This window comes from Chloroflexus islandicus (assembly GCF_001650695.1).
Lineage (GTDB): Bacteria > Chloroflexota > Chloroflexia > Chloroflexales > Chloroflexaceae > Chloroflexus > Chloroflexus islandicus.
The window spans coordinates 71802-94836 of sequence record NZ_LWQS01000082.1 but is presented as its reverse complement, the minus strand read 5'-3'; the positions used below and the strand labels follow the sequence as shown (position 1 = coordinate 94836).

Annotated in this window: 17 protein-coding genes and 1 CRISPR repeat array (1 of these 18 running past the window's edge); of the genes, 9 read left to right on the top strand and 8 right to left on the bottom strand. The window is 61.4% G+C overall.

The features are described from left to right. Positions 1-342: 342 nt before the first annotated feature. Positions 343-1599, bottom strand: coding sequence for an MFS transporter (locus A6A03_RS16215; RefSeq protein ID WP_066790363.1), 1257 nt, complete (start codon positions 1597-1599; stop codon positions 343-345). Between the two features lie 351 nt (positions 1600-1950). On the opposite strand from A6A03_RS16215, the gene A6A03_RS16210 reads away from it, so the two are divergent. The 3 genes from A6A03_RS16210 to A6A03_RS16200 all read left to right on the top strand — a co-directional run bounded on the left by A6A03_RS16210 (position 1951) and on the right by A6A03_RS16200 (position 4937). Then, positions 1951-3204 carry an STAS domain-containing protein gene (locus tag A6A03_RS16210; protein WP_245669028.1) on the top strand — a complete coding sequence of 418 codons (1254 nt, stop codon included), beginning with the start codon at positions 1951-1953 and terminating at the stop codon, positions 3202-3204. 351 nt (positions 3205-3555) lie between these two features. Further along, the gene (locus A6A03_RS16205; protein ID WP_066790361.1) at positions 3556-4617 is read left to right on the top strand and encodes a hypothetical protein; all 1062 of its coding nucleotides are present in this window, start codon (positions 3556-3558) and stop codon (positions 4615-4617) included. Positions 4618-4634: 17 nt separating this feature from the next. After that, complete coding sequence (locus tag A6A03_RS16200) at positions 4635-4937, top strand: hypothetical protein (protein WP_066790359.1); 303 nt, start codon at positions 4635-4637, stop codon at positions 4935-4937. A gap of 731 nt (positions 4938-5668) precedes the next feature. Here A6A03_RS16200 and A6A03_RS16195 read toward each other — a convergent pair. Both A6A03_RS16195 and A6A03_RS16190 read right to left on the bottom strand, forming a co-directional pair. Next, a complete protein-coding gene (locus A6A03_RS16195; RefSeq protein ID WP_066790356.1) occupies positions 5669-6391 on the bottom strand; it encodes an RNA methyltransferase in 723 nt (240 codons plus the stop codon). A 115-nt stretch (positions 6392-6506) separates the two neighbouring features. Further along, on the bottom strand, positions 6507-7877 hold the full coding sequence (locus A6A03_RS16190; RefSeq protein WP_066790354.1) for an ATP-binding protein: 1371 nt from the start codon (positions 7875-7877) through the stop codon (positions 6507-6509). 117 nt (positions 7878-7994) lie between these two features. Between A6A03_RS16190 and A6A03_RS16185 the strand changes: the two genes are divergently transcribed. The 3 genes from A6A03_RS16185 (at position 7995) to A6A03_RS16175 (ending at position 11091) form a co-directional block, all read left to right on the top strand. Continuing rightward, positions 7995-8603, top strand: a complete 609-nt coding sequence (locus tag A6A03_RS16185) for a metal-binding protein (protein WP_066790352.1) — start codon at positions 7995-7997, stop codon at positions 8601-8603. 125 nt (positions 8604-8728) lie between these two features. Next, positions 8729-9220: a nuclear transport factor 2 family protein gene (locus A6A03_RS16180; RefSeq protein WP_066790350.1), complete on the top strand. Its 492-nt coding sequence runs from the start codon at positions 8729-8731 to the stop codon at positions 9218-9220. Then, complete coding sequence (locus A6A03_RS16175; RefSeq protein ID WP_066790348.1) at positions 9220-11091, top strand: DUF5671 domain-containing protein; 1872 nt, start codon at positions 9220-9222, stop codon at positions 11089-11091. Before A6A03_RS16180 ends, A6A03_RS16175 begins: the two co-directional genes overlap by 1 nt. A 61-nt stretch (positions 11092-11152) precedes the next feature. On the opposite strand, the gene A6A03_RS16170 is transcribed toward A6A03_RS16175, so the two are convergent. Then, positions 11153-12091 carry a cation diffusion facilitator family transporter gene (locus A6A03_RS16170; RefSeq protein ID WP_066790346.1) on the bottom strand — a complete coding sequence of 313 codons (939 nt, stop codon included), beginning with the start codon at positions 12089-12091 and terminating at the stop codon, positions 11153-11155. Between the two features lie 192 nt (positions 12092-12283). Between A6A03_RS16170 and A6A03_RS16165 the strand changes: the two genes are divergently transcribed. After that, on the top strand, positions 12284-12823 hold the full coding sequence (locus A6A03_RS16165; RefSeq protein WP_066790345.1) for a cob(I)yrinic acid a,c-diamide adenosyltransferase: 540 nt from the start codon (positions 12284-12286) through the stop codon (positions 12821-12823). A gap of 64 nt (positions 12824-12887) precedes the next feature. Here A6A03_RS16165 and A6A03_RS16160 read toward each other — a convergent pair whose 3' ends face one another. Next, positions 12888-13847 carry a response regulator gene (locus A6A03_RS16160; protein ID WP_066790343.1) on the bottom strand — a complete coding sequence of 320 codons (960 nt, stop codon included), beginning with the start codon at positions 13845-13847 and terminating at the stop codon, positions 12888-12890. A 517-nt stretch (positions 13848-14364) separates the two neighbouring features. On the opposite strand from A6A03_RS16160, the gene A6A03_RS16155 reads away from it, so the two are divergent. Next, entirely contained in the window at positions 14365-16362 is a 1998-nt protein-coding gene (locus tag A6A03_RS16155) for a tRNA uridine-5-carboxymethylaminomethyl modification enzyme MnmG/GidA (RefSeq protein ID WP_066790470.1), read from the top strand. On the opposite strand, the gene A6A03_RS16150 is transcribed toward A6A03_RS16155, so the two are convergent. The 3 genes from A6A03_RS16150 to A6A03_RS16140 form a co-directional block, all read right to left on the bottom strand. After that, entirely contained in the window at positions 16250-17479 is a 1230-nt protein-coding gene (locus A6A03_RS16150; protein WP_066790341.1) for an aspartate aminotransferase family protein, read from the bottom strand. The genes A6A03_RS16155 and A6A03_RS16150 overlap by 113 nt on opposite strands. Next, positions 17476-19248, bottom strand: coding sequence for a 2-succinyl-5-enolpyruvyl-6-hydroxy-3-cyclohexene-1-carboxylic-acid synthase (menD, locus tag A6A03_RS16145; RefSeq protein ID WP_066790339.1), 1773 nt, complete (start codon positions 19246-19248; stop codon positions 17476-17478). Before menD ends, A6A03_RS16150 begins: the two co-directional genes overlap by 4 nt. A 213-nt stretch (positions 19249-19461) precedes the next feature. Next, entirely contained in the window at positions 19462-20910 is a 1449-nt protein-coding gene (locus tag A6A03_RS16140; RefSeq protein WP_066790337.1) for an isochorismate synthase, read from the bottom strand. A gap of 191 nt (positions 20911-21101) precedes the next feature. Here A6A03_RS16140 and A6A03_RS16135 point away from each other — a divergent pair, with 191 nt between their 5' ends. Continuing rightward, a complete protein-coding gene (locus tag A6A03_RS16135; protein ID WP_066790335.1) occupies positions 21102-21749 on the top strand; it encodes a transposase in 648 nt (215 codons plus the stop codon). A gap of 118 nt (positions 21750-21867) precedes the next feature. Further along, positions 21868-23035: a CRISPR direct-repeat array (repeat unit 29 nt; unit sequence CGGTTCACCCCCACGTGCGTGGGGACAAC) (it continues 875 nt past the right edge of the window).

Sequence of the window (23035 nt, the reverse complement as noted above, 5' to 3'; positions counted from 1 at the left end):
GCAGAGCTGTCCGGTGCCCGGCCCTTCAGGGCCGGGCTATCCTTACAAAGCCCGCTGCGCGGGCTGATGCCCCCACCCCTAGCCCTGCTCCCGCTGGCGTTCAAGGGTGGACAGAACACCTGTCCAGCACAGGGGTACGAAGCCCGCTGCGCGGGCTGATGCCCCACCCCTTGCCCCTCCCCCGCTGGGGGAGGAGTGATAGGGAGCGCAGCCCGGGGCTTTACAGCATTGCACAGCGATCAACAGTTATACTCAAGCACATGTTCTGTCCACCCCTCAACTCCCACAAGGTGGGAGAAGGGCAACGACTGGGTTAGCGCAAGAGCTGCATCGCAGGCATCGCTAATCAGCCGCGGCGGGGGCAGTGGCCGGCGCAGGCCGGCGCCCGTCGGTGTAGTTGCGCAAGATTGGCACCTTCGCGGCGACAACGCCGGTCATTAGCACACACGCTAACCCGCCGAGCGCCACCGAGAGTTGGGTACCAAACAAGCGGGCGGCGACGCCAGCCTCGATCTCGCCCAGTTGCGGCCCGCCAGCAAAGAAGAGCATATTGACCGCCACCATCCGCCCACGCAGTTCATCCGGCGTTTCGAGGTTGCGGATATTGCCGCGCACGACCATGCTCACAGTGTCGGCAGCGCCGTTGATCGCCAGCATCAGCAGCGAGAGACCGAAATGGGTGCTGAGGCCAAAGATGGCGGTGCTCAGGCCGTAGATCGCGACCGACCACAACAACAATGGCCCTTGCCGGTTGCCGGCGCCCCAGATCGAACAGATCACGCTGGCGATCACTGCTCCAACTGAGGGGGCGGCGTAGAGCAAACCCAACCCTTGCGGGCCGACTTGCAAAATGGATTGGGCATAAATTGGCAACAACGTGGTGGCGGCGCTGAAAAAGGTGGCGAGAAAATCGAGCAGCATCGTACTCCAAATCAACGGGGTGCGCCACACGAACCGCAACCCCTCGATCGCGGCCTGCAAACTAATGTCGCGTTTCTCGGCGGCGAGCGGGCGCGGGCGCATCAGCAGCAGCGCGACGAGAATGGCCGTAAAGCTCACCACATCCACCCAATAGACCAACCCCACCCCGCCGCGTTCGATCAGCAAACCGCCGATGGTTGGCCCAACAATGGTGGCCAGTTGCCATGCCACGATATTGAGGCTCAATGCGCCGGCGAGATGTTCGCGCGGAACGAGCGACGGGATGAGCGCCTGCCGGGCGGGCAAGCCGAGTGTATTGGCAGCGGCGGCGAGAGCGGTGACGGCGTAGATGACCCAGAGCGCGGCTAACCCCAGATTCGCGGTTAGGGCCAGCGCCAACGAGCACAGCATCATCGCGATCTGCGCGCCGAGCATTAAGCGGCGGCGATCAACTGCGTCGGCCAGTACGCCACTGCCAAGGGCCAGCAACACCAGTGGCACGAGCCGGGCCGCGCCAATCGCGCCGAGTGCTAGCGGGTCGCCGCCGGATAATTCGAGGATGTGCCAGCTCACTGCCGCCCGCGTCATTTCGGTGCCGGTGAGCGAGACGAAATTACCGAACCAGAGCAGACGAAAATCACGTGAACGAAAGGCGGCCAACGGGATGTGGGTGCTCATAGTTGCTCATGAACGCAGATACGGCTTGGGCGAGTAGATTGTTTACCGGTTGAGTGGATATTTGACAATGCAGATAATTATAGCAGAGTTTTGGGAATACGAGGCAACAGCGGCGTTACCCTACCACGACGCTTTGTTAATGTTAGGATAAACGCGACACATTATAAAAAAGTGGTTAATTTTTTCGTTTGTTTACACTTTGGTAACACTCTGCAATATAATATTTGCGTATACCAATGATGTGCAAGATTTTAATGAAAATTAAACTTTTGATCGTATCTCCTCCTGTCGTAAGGATTAAGATAACCGATTCTCCAAGCCGAGAGGAAACGCAACGCTATGAGGGGCCTGATGCGCAAGGTTGCCGGATTGGCAATTGGGTATGCCGTGATTTTGGTGGGGTTGGCAGCGAGCATCGTGATAAATGTCAATGAGATGCGGGTCGTTGCCAAAGAGTTGGATGAAGTCATTATCAGCGACGTGAAGACGATTGCCGCCTACAATCTCACTGTCCAGCAATTCGTGACCGAGGCGCAATCCTATCTTCAGACGGGAGATTCTGGTGAGTATGAAGAGAGCGCTGAAATGCTGGCGGAATTGGAAGCATTGATTGGCGTGCTGAATGAATCAGATGCGACCTATGAAGGGTTTTATGATGCGATGGTCATCGAGCAGCACAAAGCGCTTAAACAAGCAGCAACGGCGATCTTGAGCATGTCTCAGCGCCTGTACGCAGATTTACCATCTCATCCGGAAGATCTGGCTCCTGACCAACGCGAACCCTTTTATGCCTCGTTTGAAACGATTGAAGAAGCGCGCGAGGCATTCACTGAGCAGACCAATCAACATCTGGCGCTGATCCGTGGCATTGCCCGGCAGCAGATTGACAAGAGCTTAACGTTCACTTTTGCCGGCATTGCGCTGGCGCTAGTAGGAATGGTTGCGCTCACCGGCGGCGCGTTGTGGGCAATGCAGCGCTGGGTTGTGCAGCCGTTGCGCGCTGTGACGGCGGCGGCTGATTTGCTGTCCGCAGGCCAGTTGCACGATGAACTCAAGGTGACAAGCAACGATGAGATTGGTTTGCTCCAACAGACCTTCAACCGCATGGCAGCTACTATCCGGCAACAAACAGCGGCGCTCGAATCCAATTATCGCGAGATGGCGCGAGCGCGGGATGAGATGGAAGCAGCGAACCGGCGAATGAGCGAGCAGCTCACATTGATCGATCAACAGCAACAGATGATTCGCGAGTTAAGCGTGCCGGTGCTGCCGGTACGGCTTGACACGCTCGTGATGCCGCTGATTGGCGGGTTAGATGCGGTGCGCTTGGCGCAGGCGCGCGAGCAAGCGCTTACGAAGGTGGCCGCTTCTGGCGCGCGCCGGTTGTTGCTCGATGTGACTGGGGTGCCAGTGATTGATAACGATACAGCGCAGGGTTTAATCCAGATTATGCACGCGGTGCGCTTGTTGGGTGCCGAGGTGTCATTGATCGGTATCCGGCCTGAAGTAGCCCAGTCGATCGTCAGTTTAGGCATTTCGTTGAATGGTGTGCGCACCTACAGCGATCTGCAGCATGCCTTGCTTCAAACAAAAAATTCGTTGTGAGATTGGGCCGGTAATATAGGATCCCAATCATTGTTTGCAACATTTATGCAACTCTCACCCTCTTTCTGCGTTTCATGAATCAGATCAATTCGTGAAGACAGTGATGCCTTCGGGATCTCCAGCCAATGCGCACAGGGCCTTCGTGTTCGGTGGGAATTGCACTGGACGCCTCTAGCCGATCGCCAGCCACACAGGTTGCCGCATTGCCTCATCGCTTGGCTCGCGAGGGCAATGCGGTGCGTTGTTTTACCAGCCTGCGCAAATGGTATGGCGACACCGTGATGCATGGTTGTCGCTGCGAATTGATAGTACCGGTTTCGTTGCCCAAGCAACAAGGAAGGAGAGTGCGAGATGCAACGCCCGTCATTCACATCGTTTGCCGCCCTGCTCGCGTTGGTGATCAGCTTAGCGAATGCCTTCAACCAGACCGGCTATGCCCAAGGCGGCCCGCAGACCGTCGGTAGAGCCTTTACCTATCAAGGCCGGCTCGACCACAACGGTGCGCCGGCTAACGGCGCGTATGATTTTGAGTTTGCTTTGTTTGACAGTGGAACGGGGGGGAACCAACTTGGCGCCACGGTCGCGTTGAATGGCGTCAATGTTGTGAATGGCGTCTTCACCGTGCAACTCGACTTTGGCAATCCGTTTTGGCAACAGCAGACCTACCTTGAGGTGCGGGTGCGGCAGAGCGGCGGCGGCAGTTTTACCACCCTCACTCCGCGCCAGCTCTTGACCGCAGCGCCGGTAGCCAGTTCGTTGCCCGGCGTCTACGTTGATCAAGCGAGCCAGTTTGTCGGTATTGGCCGCTCCACGCGGATCGTCGGGAGAGAGGTCTTTGGGATCAATGCCGATTTTGGCGCTGACGACGTAAACTATGGTGGGATGTATGTGAACACCGTAGCAGCAAGAGGGCTCCCGTTTTATGGTTATGCGACCGGTGGAGGATTCCGGGCATGGACAACGTACAATTCGAATCCTAATAACGAAGTGAATCCCGACCTCAATAATGGCGCATGGGAGTTGTATACTGCTAGTGCCACCACCAGTCGTCCACTGCTACAAGTACGCCCCAGCAGTGTTGCCCAGCCAATCAGCGCCAATGGGTTAGTCAAGGCTGGCGCGTTTGTCAATTGCAGCTCGTCTGCTCCATCCATCTCGCGTAGCTTTGTGAACATCGTCCCTCCTTCGCCGGCTGCGCCGCCGGCAGTGACCGTGACGTGGAGTAGCACGTTGGATGCATGCGTGATCGATTTTGGTTTCGACATCGACAACCGTTACTATGCGGCAACGGCTAACGCGGCTAATCCGCGGGTCGTTGTCTGCGCGTATGCCTCACCCACCAGCTTGTACTGCAAGCGGTTTCGGCTTGATGGGACGCGGGAAAACGGGCCTATCTCCGTTTTAATTTACTAGTGCGATGAGGCAAACCGATGATAGTGAACAAGATGATGTACGGCTTCGTCGTGATAAGCCTTATCTTGGTCGCGTTTGGCACGCTGCAAGCGGCGCCGGTGCGCGAGCAGCGCCTTGCCGCGACCATCACGGCGATCGGCGGTGGAAACGCAGTGGTGGCGGGTGGCGGCGGGTATAGCAGCGGCGGCGGGTTTGCGCTGCACGGCACGGTCGGCCAAGCGGTGGCCGGCAGCTCGAGTGGCGGCAACTATGCTTTGCACGCCGGTTTTTGGACGGATGGCGGGAGGTGGCCGGTCTATGTGCCGGTAGTGAGCAGGTAGGCGCTTAGGCTGGTGGTGGTTGTATATCGCCGAGGATGGTGAGGTTGCAGGGGGATGCGGGTAGACGCCGCTCTCCCTCTTGCTGCCTAAGCGAGTGTTCAAGGGCGAACAGAACCAATGAGCGTATGTATGGTTGATGGCGTTGCGATGAGTTAGTTGGCCCTCATCCCCAGCCCCTCTCCCGCGCCAGCGGGAGGGGGGACGGCCAGAACATCTGTGGCGCCCGGCCCTTCAGGGCCGGGCTAGGCTTACGAAGCCCGCTGCGCGGGCTGCTAGCCCTCACCCCCCAGCCCCTCTCCCGCGCCAGCGGGAGAGGGGACGGACGGAACATCTGTCCGGCGCCCGGCCCTGAAGGGCCGGGCTAGGCTTACGAAGCCCGCTGCGCGGGCTGCTAGCCCTCACCCCCCAGCCCCTCTCCCGCGCCAGCGGGAGAGGGGACGGACGGAAGATCTGTCCGGCGCCCGGCCCTTCAGGGCCGGGCTAGGCTTACGAAGCCCGCTGCGCAGGCTGCTGGCCCTCACCCCCAGCCCCTCTCCCGCGCCAGCGGGAGAGGGGACGGACGGAAGATCTGTCCGGCGCCCGGCCCTGAAGGGCCGGGCTAGGCTTACGAAGCCCGCTGCGCAGGCTGCTAGCCCTCACCCCCAGCCCCTCTCCCGCGCCAGCGGGAGAGGGGAGCGGAGAATCGAGCGTTGAGGCATTGCATAACGAGGATAACACAGCGTTTCATCCCCCTACTGCTCGCGGGTGATCCGCCGCACCGCTTCGCGCAGCAGGGCCGTGACGATGGCGGCGTCGCGGCGGCTGAGGGCAGCGCGGGTGATAATGGCGCGCAGGCGCTGGCGGAGCGAGCGGCCTTCACCGCTCTTGACGAAGGCGGTGGCGGTGATGAGTTGGTCGAACATGGCGGCGAGTTGGTCGAGCTCAGCTTGGGTGGCGGGAGGTTCAGCAGGTGGCGGCGGCGGTACGGATGGCGGCGTAACCTGTTGCAATTCGTAGAGGGTGAGCAAGACGGCTTGGGCGAGGTTGAGGGTGGGGTAGGCCGGATTGACCGGTAGGCTAACGATCTCGTGGCAGCAGTTCAGTTCGGCGCGGCTGAGACCATTGCCTTCGGCGCCGAAGAGCAACCCGACCGGCCCGGCGCTTGCGGCGCGCTGGCGGGTCTCGGCGGCCCATTGCCGCACATCGTTGCGCCACGGCAATCCGGGGTGAGGTCGGTCGCTCAGGCCAACGAGATGGCGAATATCGGCCAGTGCGCTGGCAAGATCGGGGTAGATCGTAAGCTGATCGAGCACCGGTTCGGGGCGGTGGGCCACGGCGGCGATAGCGGTGTGATCGAATGGGGCCGGCTCAACCAGCCGCAGATGGCGAAAGCCGGTGTTGAGCATGGCCCGCACCACGGCGCCGATGTTGCGCGGGTCTTGCGGACGATGGAGAATAACGACGATTTCGTTCATAGAATGGTATTTTACCGCAGAGGGTGCGGAGGATTTTTACCGCAGGGGACGTAGAGGGCGCAGAGGGTGGGGCGATCGTTCGACGCTCGTGGTCGTGATGTTTGGGAAGTGGTCATCATTTCAAAATATAATACGTTGCCCGCTTATCGCCCACTTTCAGCAGCAAACCGCGCGACACGAGATCGGACAAATCGCGACGGATGGTCTCGGCGCTCACGTCAGGATACATCTCTTGCAGATCGCGGTTGGTAATGCGCTGGTGCTCAACCACGAAGAGCAACGCCGCAATCTGGCGATCGTTGAGCCCCATCCGCCGCCACGCGGTCGTATCAACGCCGCCGGGCAGTTCTTCGGCGATGGGTTGGCCGGGGAGAATGACCAAAAAGCCGGCTGCCGTCTCGCGGAAGGTGGCTGGAGGGAGGCCGGCGGCAGCCAATTGGCGGAGTATCCGGTCGATCCCGTAGCCAAGACGCTCGACCAGACCGAGATCGGCCAGCACCTGCACAAGCGCCGGATTGCGCGAAAAGCGTTCGGCGCGGATATTGTCGAGCGTGACATGGCCGGGCAGGCGTCCGGGAGAATAGACTTCGAGCCGGTCACTGAATAGCGTGATGCGGATGCCCTCGCCGCGGGCCGCGTAATCGCGGTGAGCCACCGCATTGACCAGCGCCTCGCGTACTGCGCCGGGAGGGAATTGCGTCCAATCCTCGCGTTCGAGACCAACCATGCGCGACCCTTTCCGCATGTGCTCATTCAGCCAGCGCTCGGCGCGGCGAATAGCTTCGGGCAGCGGCGCGCAGATATCTTCCCGCTCGAAGACATCAGCCGGCTCGCGCCCGCGGTAGCGCACCAGCGTGATCTCGGCGTGGGGGAAGCGGGCAGCGACATCGCGGCCAAACAACAGCAAACCGGCATTGGTCGGTGCGCCGTCGATCAGGCAGCCACGACGCGCGAGCAGCGCTAATGGATCGTCGCCGGCGGGAGGGCCAACGCGGCGGGCATAAGCGGCGATCAGATCGGGATCGAGTTCGGTGAAGGTCGCGCCGGGAGGAACCTGCCGTTCCCAGCCGAGATCGGCTCGCTCGCTAAACAGGCGGTGCAGCGCCGCCGGTGAGAGTGGTTGGTTACTGGCACCCTCGCGGCGCAGGTAACGGCCATTAACTGAGTAGACATAAGGTAAACCGGCAGGCACTTCCACGATGACAACGGGCATATCGTGGTAAACAACGACTTGGGGCAGCGGGATAATCAGCGGCGGCGTGCAGGCCAGCGCCGCCGACAATGCTAGCTCGATAGCAGCGGCAGGATCGCGCAGCGGGGCGAGTTGTGGGCCGCGTCCGCCGCTGATCACCAGCGCGCCGCCGTGGGCATTGGCCAGCGCTGCCAGCGACTCAGCGATTTCGTCGGGACGTTGGCGATCACCGGCAAAGGCAAGGCGCGGCCCCGGCGGCTGGCCGGGCAAGGCGGCAATAGGGGACGATTCCATGCAAACCTCCGCCACAGAGCGAACACACGTGCTATTATAGCAGATGATATGCTCGCATCGAGCGGGCACACGAATGCTCAGCCGCGTATTATTCTGAAATGCTCCATAAGGCCGCTTATGCCCTCTGCTCGCACCCATGATCTCATTACTGTCCTCAGCGGCGCAGCGATCACCCCGCTGGCGTATTATGCCTATCTGGAATACACGCCGGTTGCGCCAGATACCGCCCTCGCCTATAGTCTCTGGCTCGGCGGCGCGCATCTGCTATCGGGAATCATGTTCTCGCCCGACCTCGACATTGACTCGGCAATCGACAACCGCTGGGGGATCTTCTTCTGGATCTGGCGGCCTTATATGTGGCTCATCCCGCATCGCGGCTTTTGGAGTCATAGTCTGGTCATCTCACCGCTGTTGCGGCTCGGCTATTTTGCGGCGGTCGTGTACGGGTTGGCGTTTGCCGTCGTCTGGTCACTGGGGCAACTCGGTATGACGACGCCGGCCTACCATCGCGAATGGGCAGCGTGGGTGCAAGAATTGATACGAGCGCATCCCACAGAGACATGGGCCTTCGTCATCGGCTTCTGCACCGGCAGCGCCGCGCACACAATCGCCGACTGGCTGGTGACGAAAGGCAACTGGCTGCTGGGAGGGTATGGCCGGCGATTACGGCGGCGCTATCGCAACCACGATCAATGGCTGCCACGCCAAGAACGGCAGCGGCAGTGAACTTTTCGGCTGTTCAATACGTCTGATCTAAAACAGGAAAAAGAGGGTGAGGAATTGCGCCTTGTTTAAGGTTGTGGCGCAGATAGCGTCACCATCTTGCTGGTGATAAAGAAAGGGATCAGCGTATGCGCATTCAATCGGGCGACCGCTTTTTATGGGGCATTGTCGGCGGCGCCGTGGTCTTGGCGATTATTGCGGTTGTGATCGTGTTAACGCGCGCCGCACCGGAATACCGCGCCGGCAACGGCCCGGAAGACGTGGCGTTCAATTACATACTGGCGGTGCAACGGGGCGATTATGATCGCGCTTATAGCTATCTCTCGCCAACGTTGCCCGGCTATCCGCGCAGCGCGCAAGCCATGCGCGATCAATTGCAGCGGTTTGGCGTTTCTGATAGCGATACGAGCTACGCGATCATCAATACCGCGATCAACGGCAATCGGGCCACGGTAACGGTACGGGAGACGAACGTTTATCGCGGCGGTCTGTTTGGCAGCTCGCAATCAAGCAACACCTTTACGATGGAATTAGAGCAAACGGCTGCCGGCTGGCAACTGACCAGCAGTTCCGGCTGGCGGATCTGGATGTGGTGCTGGGAGCAGAAGGAGGGCTGCTGATGGCAGTCGTACGGCGATGGTATCTCTACATCAGCGCCACGATCGGGTTGCAAGGATTTGCATGGTCGCTGATCTGGCTGCTGTACGGCGTTTTGGTCGCATCTATCCGGCCATCAATCAGCGCAACCGCGTTCCAATTAGCAGCGCTCGTGATCTGTTTGCCGCTCTGGCTGATCCACTGGCTATGGGGCGAGCGGCTGGCGCGGCGTGATCCTGACGAGCGCGCGTCAGCGGTGCGCAAGCTCTACTTGTATGGCAATCTGGCAGCGTTTTTGATCCCGTTGACCGGCAGTGTCTATGAGTTGCTCGACACCGTATTCGCGTTGCTGAGCGGCGCGCGCCGCACCGATCCGCAAGCGCAAATCTGGTACGGTGTGATTGCCTCGCTGGTGTTAGGTGCGCTGTTTGCCTATCACAGCGTCGTGGCGCGCAACGATGCCCATCAAGCGCCGCTGGCCGGCGCGGGGGCGCTGGTGCGGCGGGTTTACTTGCTCTTTGCCGCTGGGGCCGGCTTGGTGATCTGGGCGAATGGCGTGATGGATCTCATCCGGCTGATTTTCGGCTCAGCGAGCGGCACCGCCATCGTCCAACTCCTCATCAGCGCTATGCTGAACGTGTTTATCGGTTTCATTGTCTGGTTAGGCCATTGGTGGCGGGCGCAGCGTCTCTTTGCCAGCGCCGATGAAGATGAACGCGGTTCAGCATTCCGCAAGTTCTACCTGTATCTGGTGATTGTCGTCGCTGCCATCACCGCCGTGACGAACGCCACCTTCTTGCTGGCTGGGGTGTTCCGCGGCCTGTTGGGCCTACAGGTCGAAGGCAACCTCATCGACGTAGTGGCGCCGATGGTCGTCTTGACCGTGGTTGCGCTCTACCATGCTTCCGTCATCCAAACCGACGCAGCGGCGATTGCTGAGGGGCCGCGGCAGGCGGGGGTGCGGCGGCTGGCGTGGTATTTGGTGGCTGCGATCGGCCAAGTGGCAGCGCTGGTTGGGATCGGCGGCCTGCTCAGCGTCATCATTCGCGGGCTTGCCGGCGCTGACGCGATCGCCGATCTGCGCGAACCGTTAGCGTGGTTTGGGGCGACTTTGGTCACAGGCTTGCCGATCTGGGCAATATGCTGGCGGCAGATACAGCGCGCGGCGGCTATGGCTGGCGAAACCGGCGTTGCCGAACGCAGCTCACTGGTGCGGCGGATCTACCTCTTTGGCTTTTTGTTTGTCGCGTCGCTCACCTTACTCTCGGCCTTGATCTACATGCTCTTCCGCTTGATTAGCATTGCGTTGGGTGAGCCATTCAGCGGCAACTTGCTGGCCGATCTAGCGCAGGCGATCGCGTTTGGCCTGATAGCGGCAGGGGTACTGGTCACACATGGGTTCGCATTGCGCGCCGACACCCGGATGCGCGAAGCGGCTGAATTGAGCCGGCAAGCGCAGGTGCGGGTAGCGGTGTTGGCTGAGGGCGCATTAGCGGAGCAGATTGCCGGCGTGTTACGCCAACAGTTCCCGCAACTGGCGCTTACGATTGCGGGTGGTGCGCCTGACGCCGATGCGCAACTGGCTAGCGCCGATCTGATCGTTGGCGTGTGGCAGCCAACCGGCGATCCTAGCAGGCTCAATCGCTACCCAGCACGCAAGTTGTTCGTCCCAGTAGCCAACAATAATTGGGCTTGGGTTGGGATTGAGCCGGCGGCAGCGGCGAACATTCCGGCCCAGCTTGCGCAGGCCGTGCGGCAGACGCTGGCCGGCGAACCGTTGCGTCCGCAGCGTGGGGTGGGGGCAGGGGCGATTGTGGGGGCGATCGTTGCAATCGTGATCGTGGTCTTTATCATCGTGGGGATGGTGCAGGTGGCGTTGTTTGCATTCACGTAACGACTGATCACCAAGACATCGTCGGAGACAGGGGCCGCACCGCGAGGCGGCCCCCAAGGGGTTAACGGGCAACCGGATCGGCGTGCTCCGCTTCATCCGCCCGATCGAGTGCAATATCGGCCAGCGCCGCCGGATCGTTGCGCGGTTCGAGGTGGGTGAAGACAGTGCTGTTGGGTACCGCGGCGCGCACCGCAGCCTCAACCTGTTCGGCCATCGCGTGCGCCTGCTGAATGCTCCACGTATCGGGCACGAGCAGGTGAAACGAGATAAAGCGGCGTGCGCCGGATTGGCGGGTGCGCAAGGCGTGATAATCACAGCCATAGTCGCCGAGATCGGCGAGCGCGGTCTGAATAGCCGCCAGCTCGTCATCGGGCAGGGCCGTATCCATCAACCCCAGCACTGCGCGGCGCACCAGTTGGATGCCGGTCACGGTGATATTCACCGCCACTGCTAATGCAATCAGCGGGTCAAGGATATACCAGCCGGTGAGCGCCACCAACCCGATCCCGGCCACGACGGCAACCGACGTCCACACATCAGTCATGAGATGCTGGCCATCGGCTTCAAGGGTGAGCGAGTCGTGTTTGCGGCCAGCGCGGAGCAACACCATCGCCACTGTGCCGTTAATCAACGTAGCGATGCCGGCTACCGCCAAGCCAGCGGCGGTATGGTCGAGCGGCTGCGGCGCAAACAGGCGTTGGAACGCCGTCCAGCCAATCCCGCCGGCAGCGATAATAATCAGCACACCCTCGATCACCCCGGCGAAATACTCGGCTTTGCCGTGGCCATAGGCGTGATCGTGGTCGGCGGGACGGGCAGCGATGGTCAGCATCCAGAGTGCCATCACCGCGGCGGCGAGATTGACCAGCGACTCAAGCGCATCGGCCAGCAAACCGATCGAATCGGTCAGCCAATAGGCAACCAGCTTGAGGCTGATCGTCGCCACAGCAGCGGCAATCGAGAGCCATGCATAACGGGTTAGCGTGTGTCGCTCGCTCACGTTGATACTCCTCTGTATTTCCCATCACTTGCAAGGATAGCCGGAACAAAGCGATTTTGGCAAGATCGCAGCCGATTCTTTGGGCGACGTGATCGGACAATTTCGCAATAACGAAATTTGGTGATCGCTTCTCGTGTATACTACGAAGAGCGAGCATCAGGCATCGAGACCTCTGGCAAGGAGCGCCATCCCATGAAGATTTACACGCGCACCGGCGATAACGGTGAAACAGCTCTGTTTGGCGGGCCGCGAGTGCGGAAAGACGTGCTGCGGGTGGAAGCGTACGGCACTGCCGATGAATGCAATTCGGCGATTGGCGTGGTGCGGGCAGCCGGAGTTGATCCGGCGCTCGATGCGGCGCTGGCGGTGGTGCAAAACCAACTGTTTGTGGTGGGATCGGATCTGGCTGCGCCAGAGGAATCGCCCTACATCCCGCGGGTAACGGCTGAGATGACGGCCTTTCTCGAAGCGCAGATCGATGCGATGGAAGCCGAATTAGCGCCGCTCAAGCAGTTTATTCTGCCCGGCGGCACTGCCGCTGCGGCGTATTTGCATCTGGCCCGCACCATCTGCCGGCGCGCCGAGCGGGTCGTCGTCTCGTTGGCCGCCGAAGAGGCGATCAATCCTGAGATCGTGCCATACCTCAACCGGTTGTCAGATTTTCTGTTTGTTGCGGCGCGTGTTGCCAATGCGCGGGCCGGTGTGGCTGATGTGCCGTGGCAGAAGCCGTAGCGGCGGGTTGAGGAGCGGAGCCGGAGGTTTGGAGTGCGGCAATGCAACTGCCGCACTCCCCAATTTATGACGATAACGCCCCAAACAGTTGGTTAAAGAATGCCGGATCGAAATAGGCAATGGCGCCGCCGGCAATGGCGAGCGCCAGCACAACCGCGAGCGTGATAATCAGCCAGCGGGGCGGGGTGCGGCGGGTGATGCGCGTGTTGACATTGCCGACGGTGAATGAGAACGCCGGCGATTTTTCGTCAACTTGATAGCGCGAGCGATACTCGGCTTCGGCAGCCGCTGAGTCGATGCCGAAATAGCTCGCGTAGGCGCGCATCATGCGCAACGCCGCCGGCCCACGCGGCAACAGCGACCACTGTTCATCTTCGATCGCCTGCAAATAATACATACGCACCTTGATATCGTTCTCGATCTGCACCAGCGTCAAATGGCGGCGCTGGCGTTCGGCGCGCAAACGGCGACCAAAGCTGGCCTGCTCTTCGCTTTCGGTCAACTGGCGAATCGGCGTGCTCTCGGTGTTGCGCAGCAGCGCCAGTTCTTCGGCCTCGCTCATGAAGACCGGCTCAGGCTCTTCCTCGGCGGGGCGGCGCTTGCTCGGCATTGCAGGAGTCTCCTCAACGGTAGCGGCGGTCGCCACCGGCTTCGCCGGCGCGATCACCGGCGCTTCCGGCAGCATACGGGCTTGAATGCGGGCTAACAGCTCGCCGGTGCGGTACGGTTTAGTGACATAATCGGCAGCGCCGGCAGCAAACCCGCGCATCACATCTTCTTCCAACCCGGCGCTGCTCAGCACGATCACCGGTTGCAGGGCCGCCAGCCGCGGAAGCGCTTCCCAACCGGCATCGCGCTCAGTGCGCACTTCGAGCAACACCAGATCGGGGTGCTCGCGGGCGCATTCGCGTTCGGCGTGGGCAATGATGCTCGTATTGAGCACGCGATAGCCGGCTTCGCTGAGTTGTTCTTTGAGTTTCGCCGTGAAGGCGACATCATCGTCTATAATGAGAATAGTGCGCATAGCGATATCTTTATCATATAGCGCGCACAATGATTGTTGCGCGCGGCGGTATTATACCATGCTCGTTTGGGTACTGCCGTGGCAGGTGGGAATGGCCACGGAAACATACAGGTTGTTATTGGGCGCGAGGAAGTGGCCCCCACCCCAACCCTCCCCCGGAGGGGGAGGGGCGAGGGGTGGGGGAAAGTTCTAACGCTTGTGCGCGCAGGAGACAGTGTTACTGCACTGCGCTCGGCGCATAATGACAACGGGGCGCGGCGAGACGCTGTCTCGTTGTCATTGCGAGGGAGCGGCGGCGTCCAGCGTCGCTGGATGCCGCCCGACCGAAGCAATCTCCCACTTGAGCGGGAGTCAACACTGTGCGGTTGGCGCTCGTGCTTGCAAGCGATTGCGTCACCGTATGGGGTAAGGCGGAGCTTTGCCTCTACAGTGTGCCCTCGCCTTGGCGAGGAGAAAGACCAAACATTCAACAATGTGACTAAACTTGATTCATAACCATTCGGATAGCCACACTGATATGCAGACACGTTACGATGTAATTGTCGTTGGGGCCGGCCACGCCGGTTGCGAGGCGGCTCACGCGGCGGCCCGGCTGGGGTGCCGGACGCTGCTATTAACAATTGATCTCGACAAGCTGGCCCATATGTCGTGCAATCCGAGCATTGGCGGGCCGGCGAAGGGCCATCTGGTGCGAGAAATTGACGCGATGGGCGGCTTGATGGGTCGCATCACCGATCGCAGTGCGATCCAAATTCGCTTGTTGAACGAGAGCAAAGGGCCGGCGGTGCAATCGTTGCGGGCGCAGTGCGATAAGCGGTTGTACGCGCGGTTGATGAAAGAGACGCTGGAGCGGGTGCCGAATCTCGATCTGCGCCAAGCGATGGTGGAACGGATTGCGCCGCCGAGCGCTGATACCCAGTGCTTTACGGTGACGACCCACACCGGCTGGCGCTACCTCGCGCCGGCGGTGATTTTGACCACTGGCACCTTCTTGCGCGGGCGGGCAATTACCGGTGAGGCAATGTGGGGGGCGGGACGGGCCGGCGAAGCGCCGGCAATGGCGTTGAGCGAAGACCTTGCGGCGCTGGGGTTCCCGCTGGTGCGGCTAAAGACTGGCACCCCGCCGCGACTGGCGGCAGCGACGATCGACTTCTCGTTGACCGAATTGCAGCCGGGCAGCGATAAGCCGCTGACGTTCGGCCACTACTACGCCGAATTGGGTGAAACGATACCGCCGCCGGACTATCACGGCCCGCCGGCGCCGGTCTACCCGCACCCGCAGCTTGATGGCTGGCGACCGCAGTTGCCCTGCTATCAAGTGCATACCACGCCGGAGTTTCACGCCCTTATTCGCGACAATCTGCACCGCGCGCCACTCTTTAGTGGCATTATCGAAGGGGTAGGGCCGCGCTATTGTCCGAGCATCGAAGACAAGATCGTGCGTTTTGCCGACAAAGAGCGCCACAGCCTGTTTCTGGAACCGGAAGGCTGGACGACCTCGGAGGTGTATGTGCAGGGGTGCAACACCTCGCTGCCCGAAGATGTACAGTGGGCGATGCTGCGCTCGATCCCGGCGTTGCGCAATGTCGAGCTGATGCGGATCGGCTACGCTATCGAATATGACGCGGTCGCAACCGGCGAAATTACCGCCGATATGCAGACCCGGCGGCTGCGCGGCTTGTTCTTTGCCGGGCAGATCAACGGCACGACCGGCTACGAAGAGGCGGCGGCGCAAGGGTTGATGGCCGGCATCAATGCGGCGCGTTACGTGCAAGGCAAGCCGCCGGTCATTCTGGGCCGGGCCGAGGCGTACATTGGCGTCTTGATCGACGACCTGACCACCAAAGAGATTCGCGAACCGTACCGCATGTTTACCTCGCGGGCCGAATACCGGCTGATCTTGCGCGGCGACAACGCTGATCTGCGCTTGACGCCGCTCGCGTATGAGCTGGGGTTGGTGGATGGCGAGCGGGCGGCGGTGGTTGAAGCGCGGCGCGCGCAGACCGAGCAGGCGGTGCAGCAAGCGCGCGAGCGGCGTATCTACCCGGCGGCGGCGATCAACGCGGCGTTGGAAGAACAAGGCATCAAACCGCTGAGCCAGCCGGCGACAGTGGCCGAAGTGTTGGCCCGGCCTGATGTGCGCTACGACCAGCTCCGCGCCGCCATCCCCGATCTGCCGGAACTCGCGCCGGCGGTGGCCGAGCAACTCGAAATCGCCTGCAAGTATAGCGGCTACATTGCCCGTCAAGAGCGGGAAGTGGCGCGTATGCAGAAGATGGAGCACCGGCGCATCCCGCCCGATTTCGATTACACCGCGCTGCCGGGACTGCGCAACGAAGCGCGGCAGGTATTGATGCGGTTCCGCCCGGCGACGCTGGGGCAGGCCGGGCGGTTGGCAGGCATCAATCCGGCTGATGTGGCGATTGTGTTGTTTGCGTTGGAGCGGCGGGCAGAGGCGAACGCAACACCGCCGCAATCGCCGCCACTACCCGTTCCAGATCAGCCTGTTCGATGATCAACGGCGGCAACAAGCGCAACACGTTGGGGCCGGCGGGCAAAGCCAGCACGCCGTGATCGAGCAACGCGGCAATCACCGGTTGCGAACGGCTCTTGAGTTCGAGGCCGACCAGCAACCCCAAGCCGCGCACCTCGCGCACGGCGGGCAAATTGAGATCGCGCAGCGCCTGTAGCAACCACGCCCCCTTAGCTGCCGCCTGCTCAGGGATGCGCTCTTCGCGATAGACGCGCAGGGCGGCGCGGGCAGCGGCGCACGCCAGCGGGTTGCCGCCAAAGGTCGAACCGTGGGTTCCCGGCGGCAAAGGGCCAAACCGTTCATGAAGAGCGACGGCCCCCATCGGCACCCCGGCAGCGATACTCTTGGCCAAAATCAGGATATCGGGCGTCACCCCGCTGTGTTCAATCGCAAACAGCTTGCCGGTGCGGCCAAACCCCGTCTGCACTTCATCCACCAACAACAGCGCACCGGTGGCCGCGCAAATCTCGGCCACGCCTGCGAGATACCCGTCCGGTGCGGGCCGCACGCCACCCTCGCCCTGTACCGGTTCAACCAGCACCGCCGCCGTCTGCGGGCCAACCGCAGCGCGGAGCGCATCGAGATTACCGTAAGGCACGTGGCTAAATTCTGGTACCAGCGGCACAAACGGCTCGCGATACTTGCTCTCCCACGTTGCGCTCAGCGCCCCCATCGTGCGGCCATGAAACCCGCGCATCGTCGCGATAATGCCGGGCCGCCCGGTGAGCAAGCGGGCAAACTTGAGCGCGGCTTCAACCGCTTCGGCCCCGCTATTGCAAAGAAAGATGCGGGACGGGAACGGCAAAGCCGCCGCCAACTCAGCCAGATACGCCGCGCGCACATCGTTGGGGAAGATCTCAGGGCAACTGATCAGCCGTTCAGCTTGCTCGCGAATCGCAGCCACAATCGCTGGATGGCTATGGCCGAGGTTGGCCGCGCCCTGCCCGCCCACGCAATCGATGTACATCCGGCCTTCGGCATCGTACAGATGCGCCCCTTCTCCGCGCACAATCGCCAGCGGGCGCTTGGGGTACAGACCGCTGGTATACTGCGCCTCTTGGGCAATAATATCGGCATTGGTCACGAAGGTATGGGTCACTCCGGTCTCCTTTCCACCAACCCAACCCGTTCAAGCGCGGCGCTGACCAAAGGCCAGATCACGCGATGATCGGCCACATTCTGGTCGCGGCGGGTGCGAATCTCGATCACATGCAGACCACCGGCCAAACTCGTTTGCAAAGCGGCTTGGGCCGCCGGCCAATCGACGGCCAGCGTATAACGGGCGCCGTGCAGAGCAGCCAACGGCGCAAAATCGATCCCGTGCGGGGTGCCGAACAACAACTCAAACTGGTCGGTCTCGCTGGCCTGAGGCAAAAACGAGAAGATCCCGCCACCATCATTATTGATCAAGAGAATAGTGGCATTGAGCTGATGCAACCGCGCCGCCAGCAAGCCATTGGCATCGTGCAACAACGAGAGATCGCCGAGCGCCATCACCAACGGCGTCGCGCCGCCGGCAGCCAAGCCGAGCGCGGTCGATACCAAGCCATCAATCCCATTCGCGCCGCGATTGCCGAGCACCGCCAGCGGCAGCGCGCGCGGGCCGAGGAAACTATCGCAATCGCGCACCGGCATTGAATTGCCGACGAACAGCGTCGTACCGGCAGGCAGCCACTCGCCGAGGCGAGCAAACAATCCCGGCTCGCTGATCGTTGGCTGAGCCAGCAAATGCTCATTCATCGCCGCGCGGGTCACCCGCTCGGCAGTTAGCCATGCCCGCAACCACAGTGTCGGCCCCTCGCGTTGGGACGAGGCCAGCGCATCGGCCAGCGCCATACAAAACCAATGTTCATCAACCGGCAGATGCTCGGTGGCGAGACTAGTCGGTTCACGCCAACCGGCCCCGCCATCGATCACCAGTTGGCGGGCCTGCGGATGACGCTGCAGGTAGAGCAAGACTGGCTTGCTCGTCGGCATCGCGCCAAACCGCAGCACCACCTCCGGCGCATACGCAGCGGCAAACCGCTCATCGCGCAAAAAGGCGTCATACGCGCCGAGTACAACATCATCGACATGGCGGCCATAGCGCACGCCAGAGAGCGGATCGGCCAAAATCGGGAAGCGCAAGCGATGGGCCAGCGTCACCAACAGCGGGCCAAGATCGGGCGGGCAATCGGGGCCGGCGATGATCAACCCGTGCCGGTACTCAACCAGACTGGTCGCCAGCGCAGCCAGCTCGGTACCGCCGAGCATCCGGCGCGCCGGCGCCACCTGCACCGGCGTAACCGGCGCGGCCAACAGCGACGCCAGCAGCGCGCGGTCGGGCACCAACGGCTCGCGGAAGGGCAGGTTGAGATGCACCGGCCCGGCGGGAGCGCTGCGCGCTGCCCCAATTGCTCTGCCAAGCGTGGCGCGCAAAAAAGGCACGAGCGGCGTATGCGGCGCCGGCAGATCAACAAACCAGCGCACATTCCGGCCAAAAATCCCAATCTGGTCAATTGTCTGCGGCGCGCCATTATCGCGCAGCTCAGGCGGACGGTCGGCAGTGAGCAACAGCAACGGCACACGGGCAAGATTAGCCTCAACGACTGCTGGCAAGAGATTTGCCACTGCGGTGCCCGATGTGCAAAGCACTGCTACCGGCGCATTGCGGGAGCGGGCCATGCCCAGCGCAAAAAAACCGGCGGAACGCTCATCAAGATGCATCCACACTCGCAGGTGCGGATGGCGCGCAACCGCCAGCGCCAACGGCGTACTGCGCGAACCGGGACAGACCACCACGTCATGCACCCCGCTCGCCGCCAGACCATTCGCAATCGCCGCCACCCAATGAGTCAGCGCATAAAGATGGGTTGAAACATCGCTCATCGTTTATCCCTTGTCGGCCCTCACCCTAGCCCCTCTCCCACTGGCGTTGAGGGGCGGACAGACATCTGTTCTGTCCGCCCTTGAACCCTCTGACCCGGAGGATTGGAGTGCAGGAACGTTGCGGCATCGCACAGCCAAATAGGTTGTTCGCCCCTCTCGCCATACCGGCGGGGCAAGGGAACCATGCTGGATGAGCGGGAACAGACTCTCGCGCTAGCCAATCATCTCTTCGCCTGCCCCCAGCGCCCCCAGCATAGCGCGCAACTTGATGCGCGTTTCGGCCAACTCCCGTTCCGGATCAGAAGCGGCCACAATCCCGCAGCCGGCAAACAGGGTCGCCTCGCGGCGGCCAATCAACGCCGAACGCAGCGCCACCGCAAACTCACCATCGCCGCGGGCATCGACCCAACCGACCGGCGCAGCGTACCAACCGCGATCGAGCCGCTCGCGGGAGCGGATCCACGCCAGCGCCGCCGGGCCGGGTTTGCCGCCGACGGCGGGGGTCGGATGCAGCCGGCCAACTAGATCGAAAATATCGTAACCGGGCCTGATACATGCCGTCACCGGCGTAAAGAGATGCTGAACATTCCGCACCTGCATAATCTCAGGCGAGTCAGGCGCTTGCACATCGTCACAATACTCAGCCAGCGCCGAGCGGATCATCTGCACCACAAACGCATGCTCAGCGCGATCCTTCGCGCTCTGCAACAGAGCAGCGGCCAGCGCCGCATCTTCAGCCGGCGTCTTGCCACGAGGAGCGGAGCCAGCCAGCGCTGAAGCGGACACCCGGCCATCGCGGAGAGCGACCAAACGTTCGGGAGACGCGCCGAGAAAGGTACGACCGCCGCGCGCGATCGCAAACACAAAAGTATGCGGATAATCGCGGCGCAACACATCAAGCGTCGCCGCAGTATCGAATGGCTCAGCGCCGCGCAGACGGACAGCGCGGGCCAGCACCACCTTCTCAAGCGCGCCGGCGCGGAGATCAGCGATTGCATCGGCGACAATCGCCTTCCATTCGGCAGGATCAAGCGACACATCCACCTGCAAATCGAGCGGCGGACGGCGGGGACGCCACGGCAAACCTATCAATGCTTGCAAGCGACGAGCGGCGGCAGCGCCAAGCGAGAGCGTCGAACTACGCTCATCAACCATACCATTCACAGTGAGGGTCGTCACGTCACCGTGGCGAACGATCAGCAACCGCGGCAGCACCAGCAAGGCATGGGGATAATCACGCCACAACTCGCTAGCCGGCTGAGCAGGATCAAAGCGAAACCCAGCGATCGCCACTGGCCCCTGCACCGGCACATCAGGGTCAACCTCAATCACCGCCTCAGCCACCAACTGCCGCCACGCCGCAGCGCTAGCGGCGAACCGATCAACCTCAGACGGCGGGGTAAAACTCCATGCAGCGCCGAGACCGGTCAACTCAAAACCGGCGGCGGGCACGCTCCAAAACAACCGATTATGGGTCACACCGGCGCCACGGGCAAAGAGGGCCAACGGATCACGCAGCCCAACTTGGGTCGTCACACTCACCAACACCGGACGGCCCAAAGCACGCGCGCGCCGGCGCGCAATCTCAGCAGCCGCCTCCATGCGTGGCACTTCCCGCAGCGCAGCGGTCGTCACCCGCACACCCACTAATGGATTTGACATAATGGTTTACGAATGATAGCGAGTCACACCGAAACAGCGCACTCTACATCTCGACTCACTACATAGTAACACGTTTCCGGTCACGAATTTAAACCGCAAGCGGGCCGTTCGTGCGCTCCAGATTTGCTCAAATCGCCAACATTCGTTAAAATATGGTAATACAGATTTGCCCGGAACATGTCGCCACCATCATGCAACAACTACTCAAACACTACGTCGCGCCGCCACAATTTCCTCCAGCCACCATCACCTTCATCACCTTCCCGCTAATCGATACCATCCCGGAAAAAACGCTGCTCCAACTGAAACAAGAACAAAACCGGACGCAGGCTACGATCACCGCGCAGTACACTGGCGCCGAGCAACTCCATCACCTCTACCAGCTTGTCCAGCATCACTTCGAGCGGCTCGACGCGCTGTTAGATCAGGGCATTGCCGGCGGCCCGCAATGGCTGATTGAACCAGCGATTGCGCAGATCGTCAGTGATGCGTTAACTGAATTCAATGGCCGCTACTACCGGATGTTCGGCTACTGCATCATGCCCAACCACGTTCATCTCATCATTGAGCGCAGCAATGCGGTACCGATGTACCAATACTCGCTAGCCCGGCTGATCAAACGTTTCAAAGGCCAGACCGGCCGGCTCGCGAATGAAGTGATCAATCGCAGCGGCCCCTTTTGGCACCTCGATCACTACGAATACCCGATCTACCGGGCGGGAGAAGCCGAGCGCGTGCTGACCTACACCCAGCACAACCCGGTGCGTGCCGGTCTGGTATCGCATCCGCGCGAATGGCCGTACCGGTTTGACATTGCGGAAGAGTGGCGCGAGTGGTGAGGGTTTGCGAGAGCATGGTCAGGAGAGACGGCTCTGCAGGTCGTCTCTTCTGATCGGAAGCTACGCTTTCGGTGAGGGAAGGTGTGGGGGGATCCCGCCGCGCTCGTATCGAGCGTACCGGTTCACCCCCACGTGCGTGGGGGCAACGTATTCCGTTTGACGGCGCGCTGTTCTTTGTACGGTTCACCCCCACGTGCGTGGGGACAACCCCCGGTGGTTACTGCTGATGTCACGCAATTGCGGTTCACCCCCACGTGCGTGGGGACAACCATCCCCGCATTATACGAACTATTGTTCGGGTCGGTTCACCCCCACGTGCGTGGGGACAACATCCGGCCCGTGCCCGCCAATGCGCGTCTACGCGGTTCACCCCCACGTGCGTGGGGACAACCCCCCATCGGTTTTTTGGGGGGGGATTGAACCGGTTCACCCCCACGTGCGTGGGGACAACCTCGTGCAAACGCTTGATCTGTCAACCGATTGCGGTTCACCCCCACGTGCGTGGGGACAACGTTTCACGCGCAACCACTTGACAGATAAAAAACGGTTCACCCCCACGTGCGTGGGGACAACCTAAACCGGCCCGTGTTTTTGGCCCCCAACTGCGGTTCACCCCCACGTGCGTGGGGACAACCGTCAGCACTAACATCACCGCCCAGCGTTCCCCGGTTCACCCCCACGTGCGTGGGGACAACGTTTAACTCAGCGATATACACAGGCCGACCATCTGGTTCACCCCCACGTGCGTGGGGACAACGTGGATGTATTTCGTTCGCTGTGTAACGAATTTGGTTCACCCCCACGTGCGTGGGGACAACGCCAAAACCGTTTCACGAGCCGATGCGGTTGCCGGTTCACCCCCACGTGCGTGGGGACAACCACCGAGATGGCACGCACCCCGCGGGGCAATTCGGTTCACCCCCACGTGCGTGGGGACAACGGATCGAGCGACGGGATCAAATGATGATATTGCGGTTCACCCCCACGTGCGTGGGGACAACCACCATGTAACGACTAAGCAGGCTATCGATGTCGGTTCACCCCCACGTGCGTGGGGACAACAAAGGTGTGCAGATTGAGACGATGCGGGCCATCGGTTCACCCCCACGTGCGTGGGGACAACAGCCAGATGCTGCCGACCGAACCCGGATGATCCGGTTCACCCCCACGTGCGTGGGGACAACCACCATGTAACGACTAAGCAGGCTATCGATGTCGGTTCACCCCCACGTGCGTGGGGACAACAAAGGTGTGCAGATTGAGACGATGCGGGCCATCGGTTCACC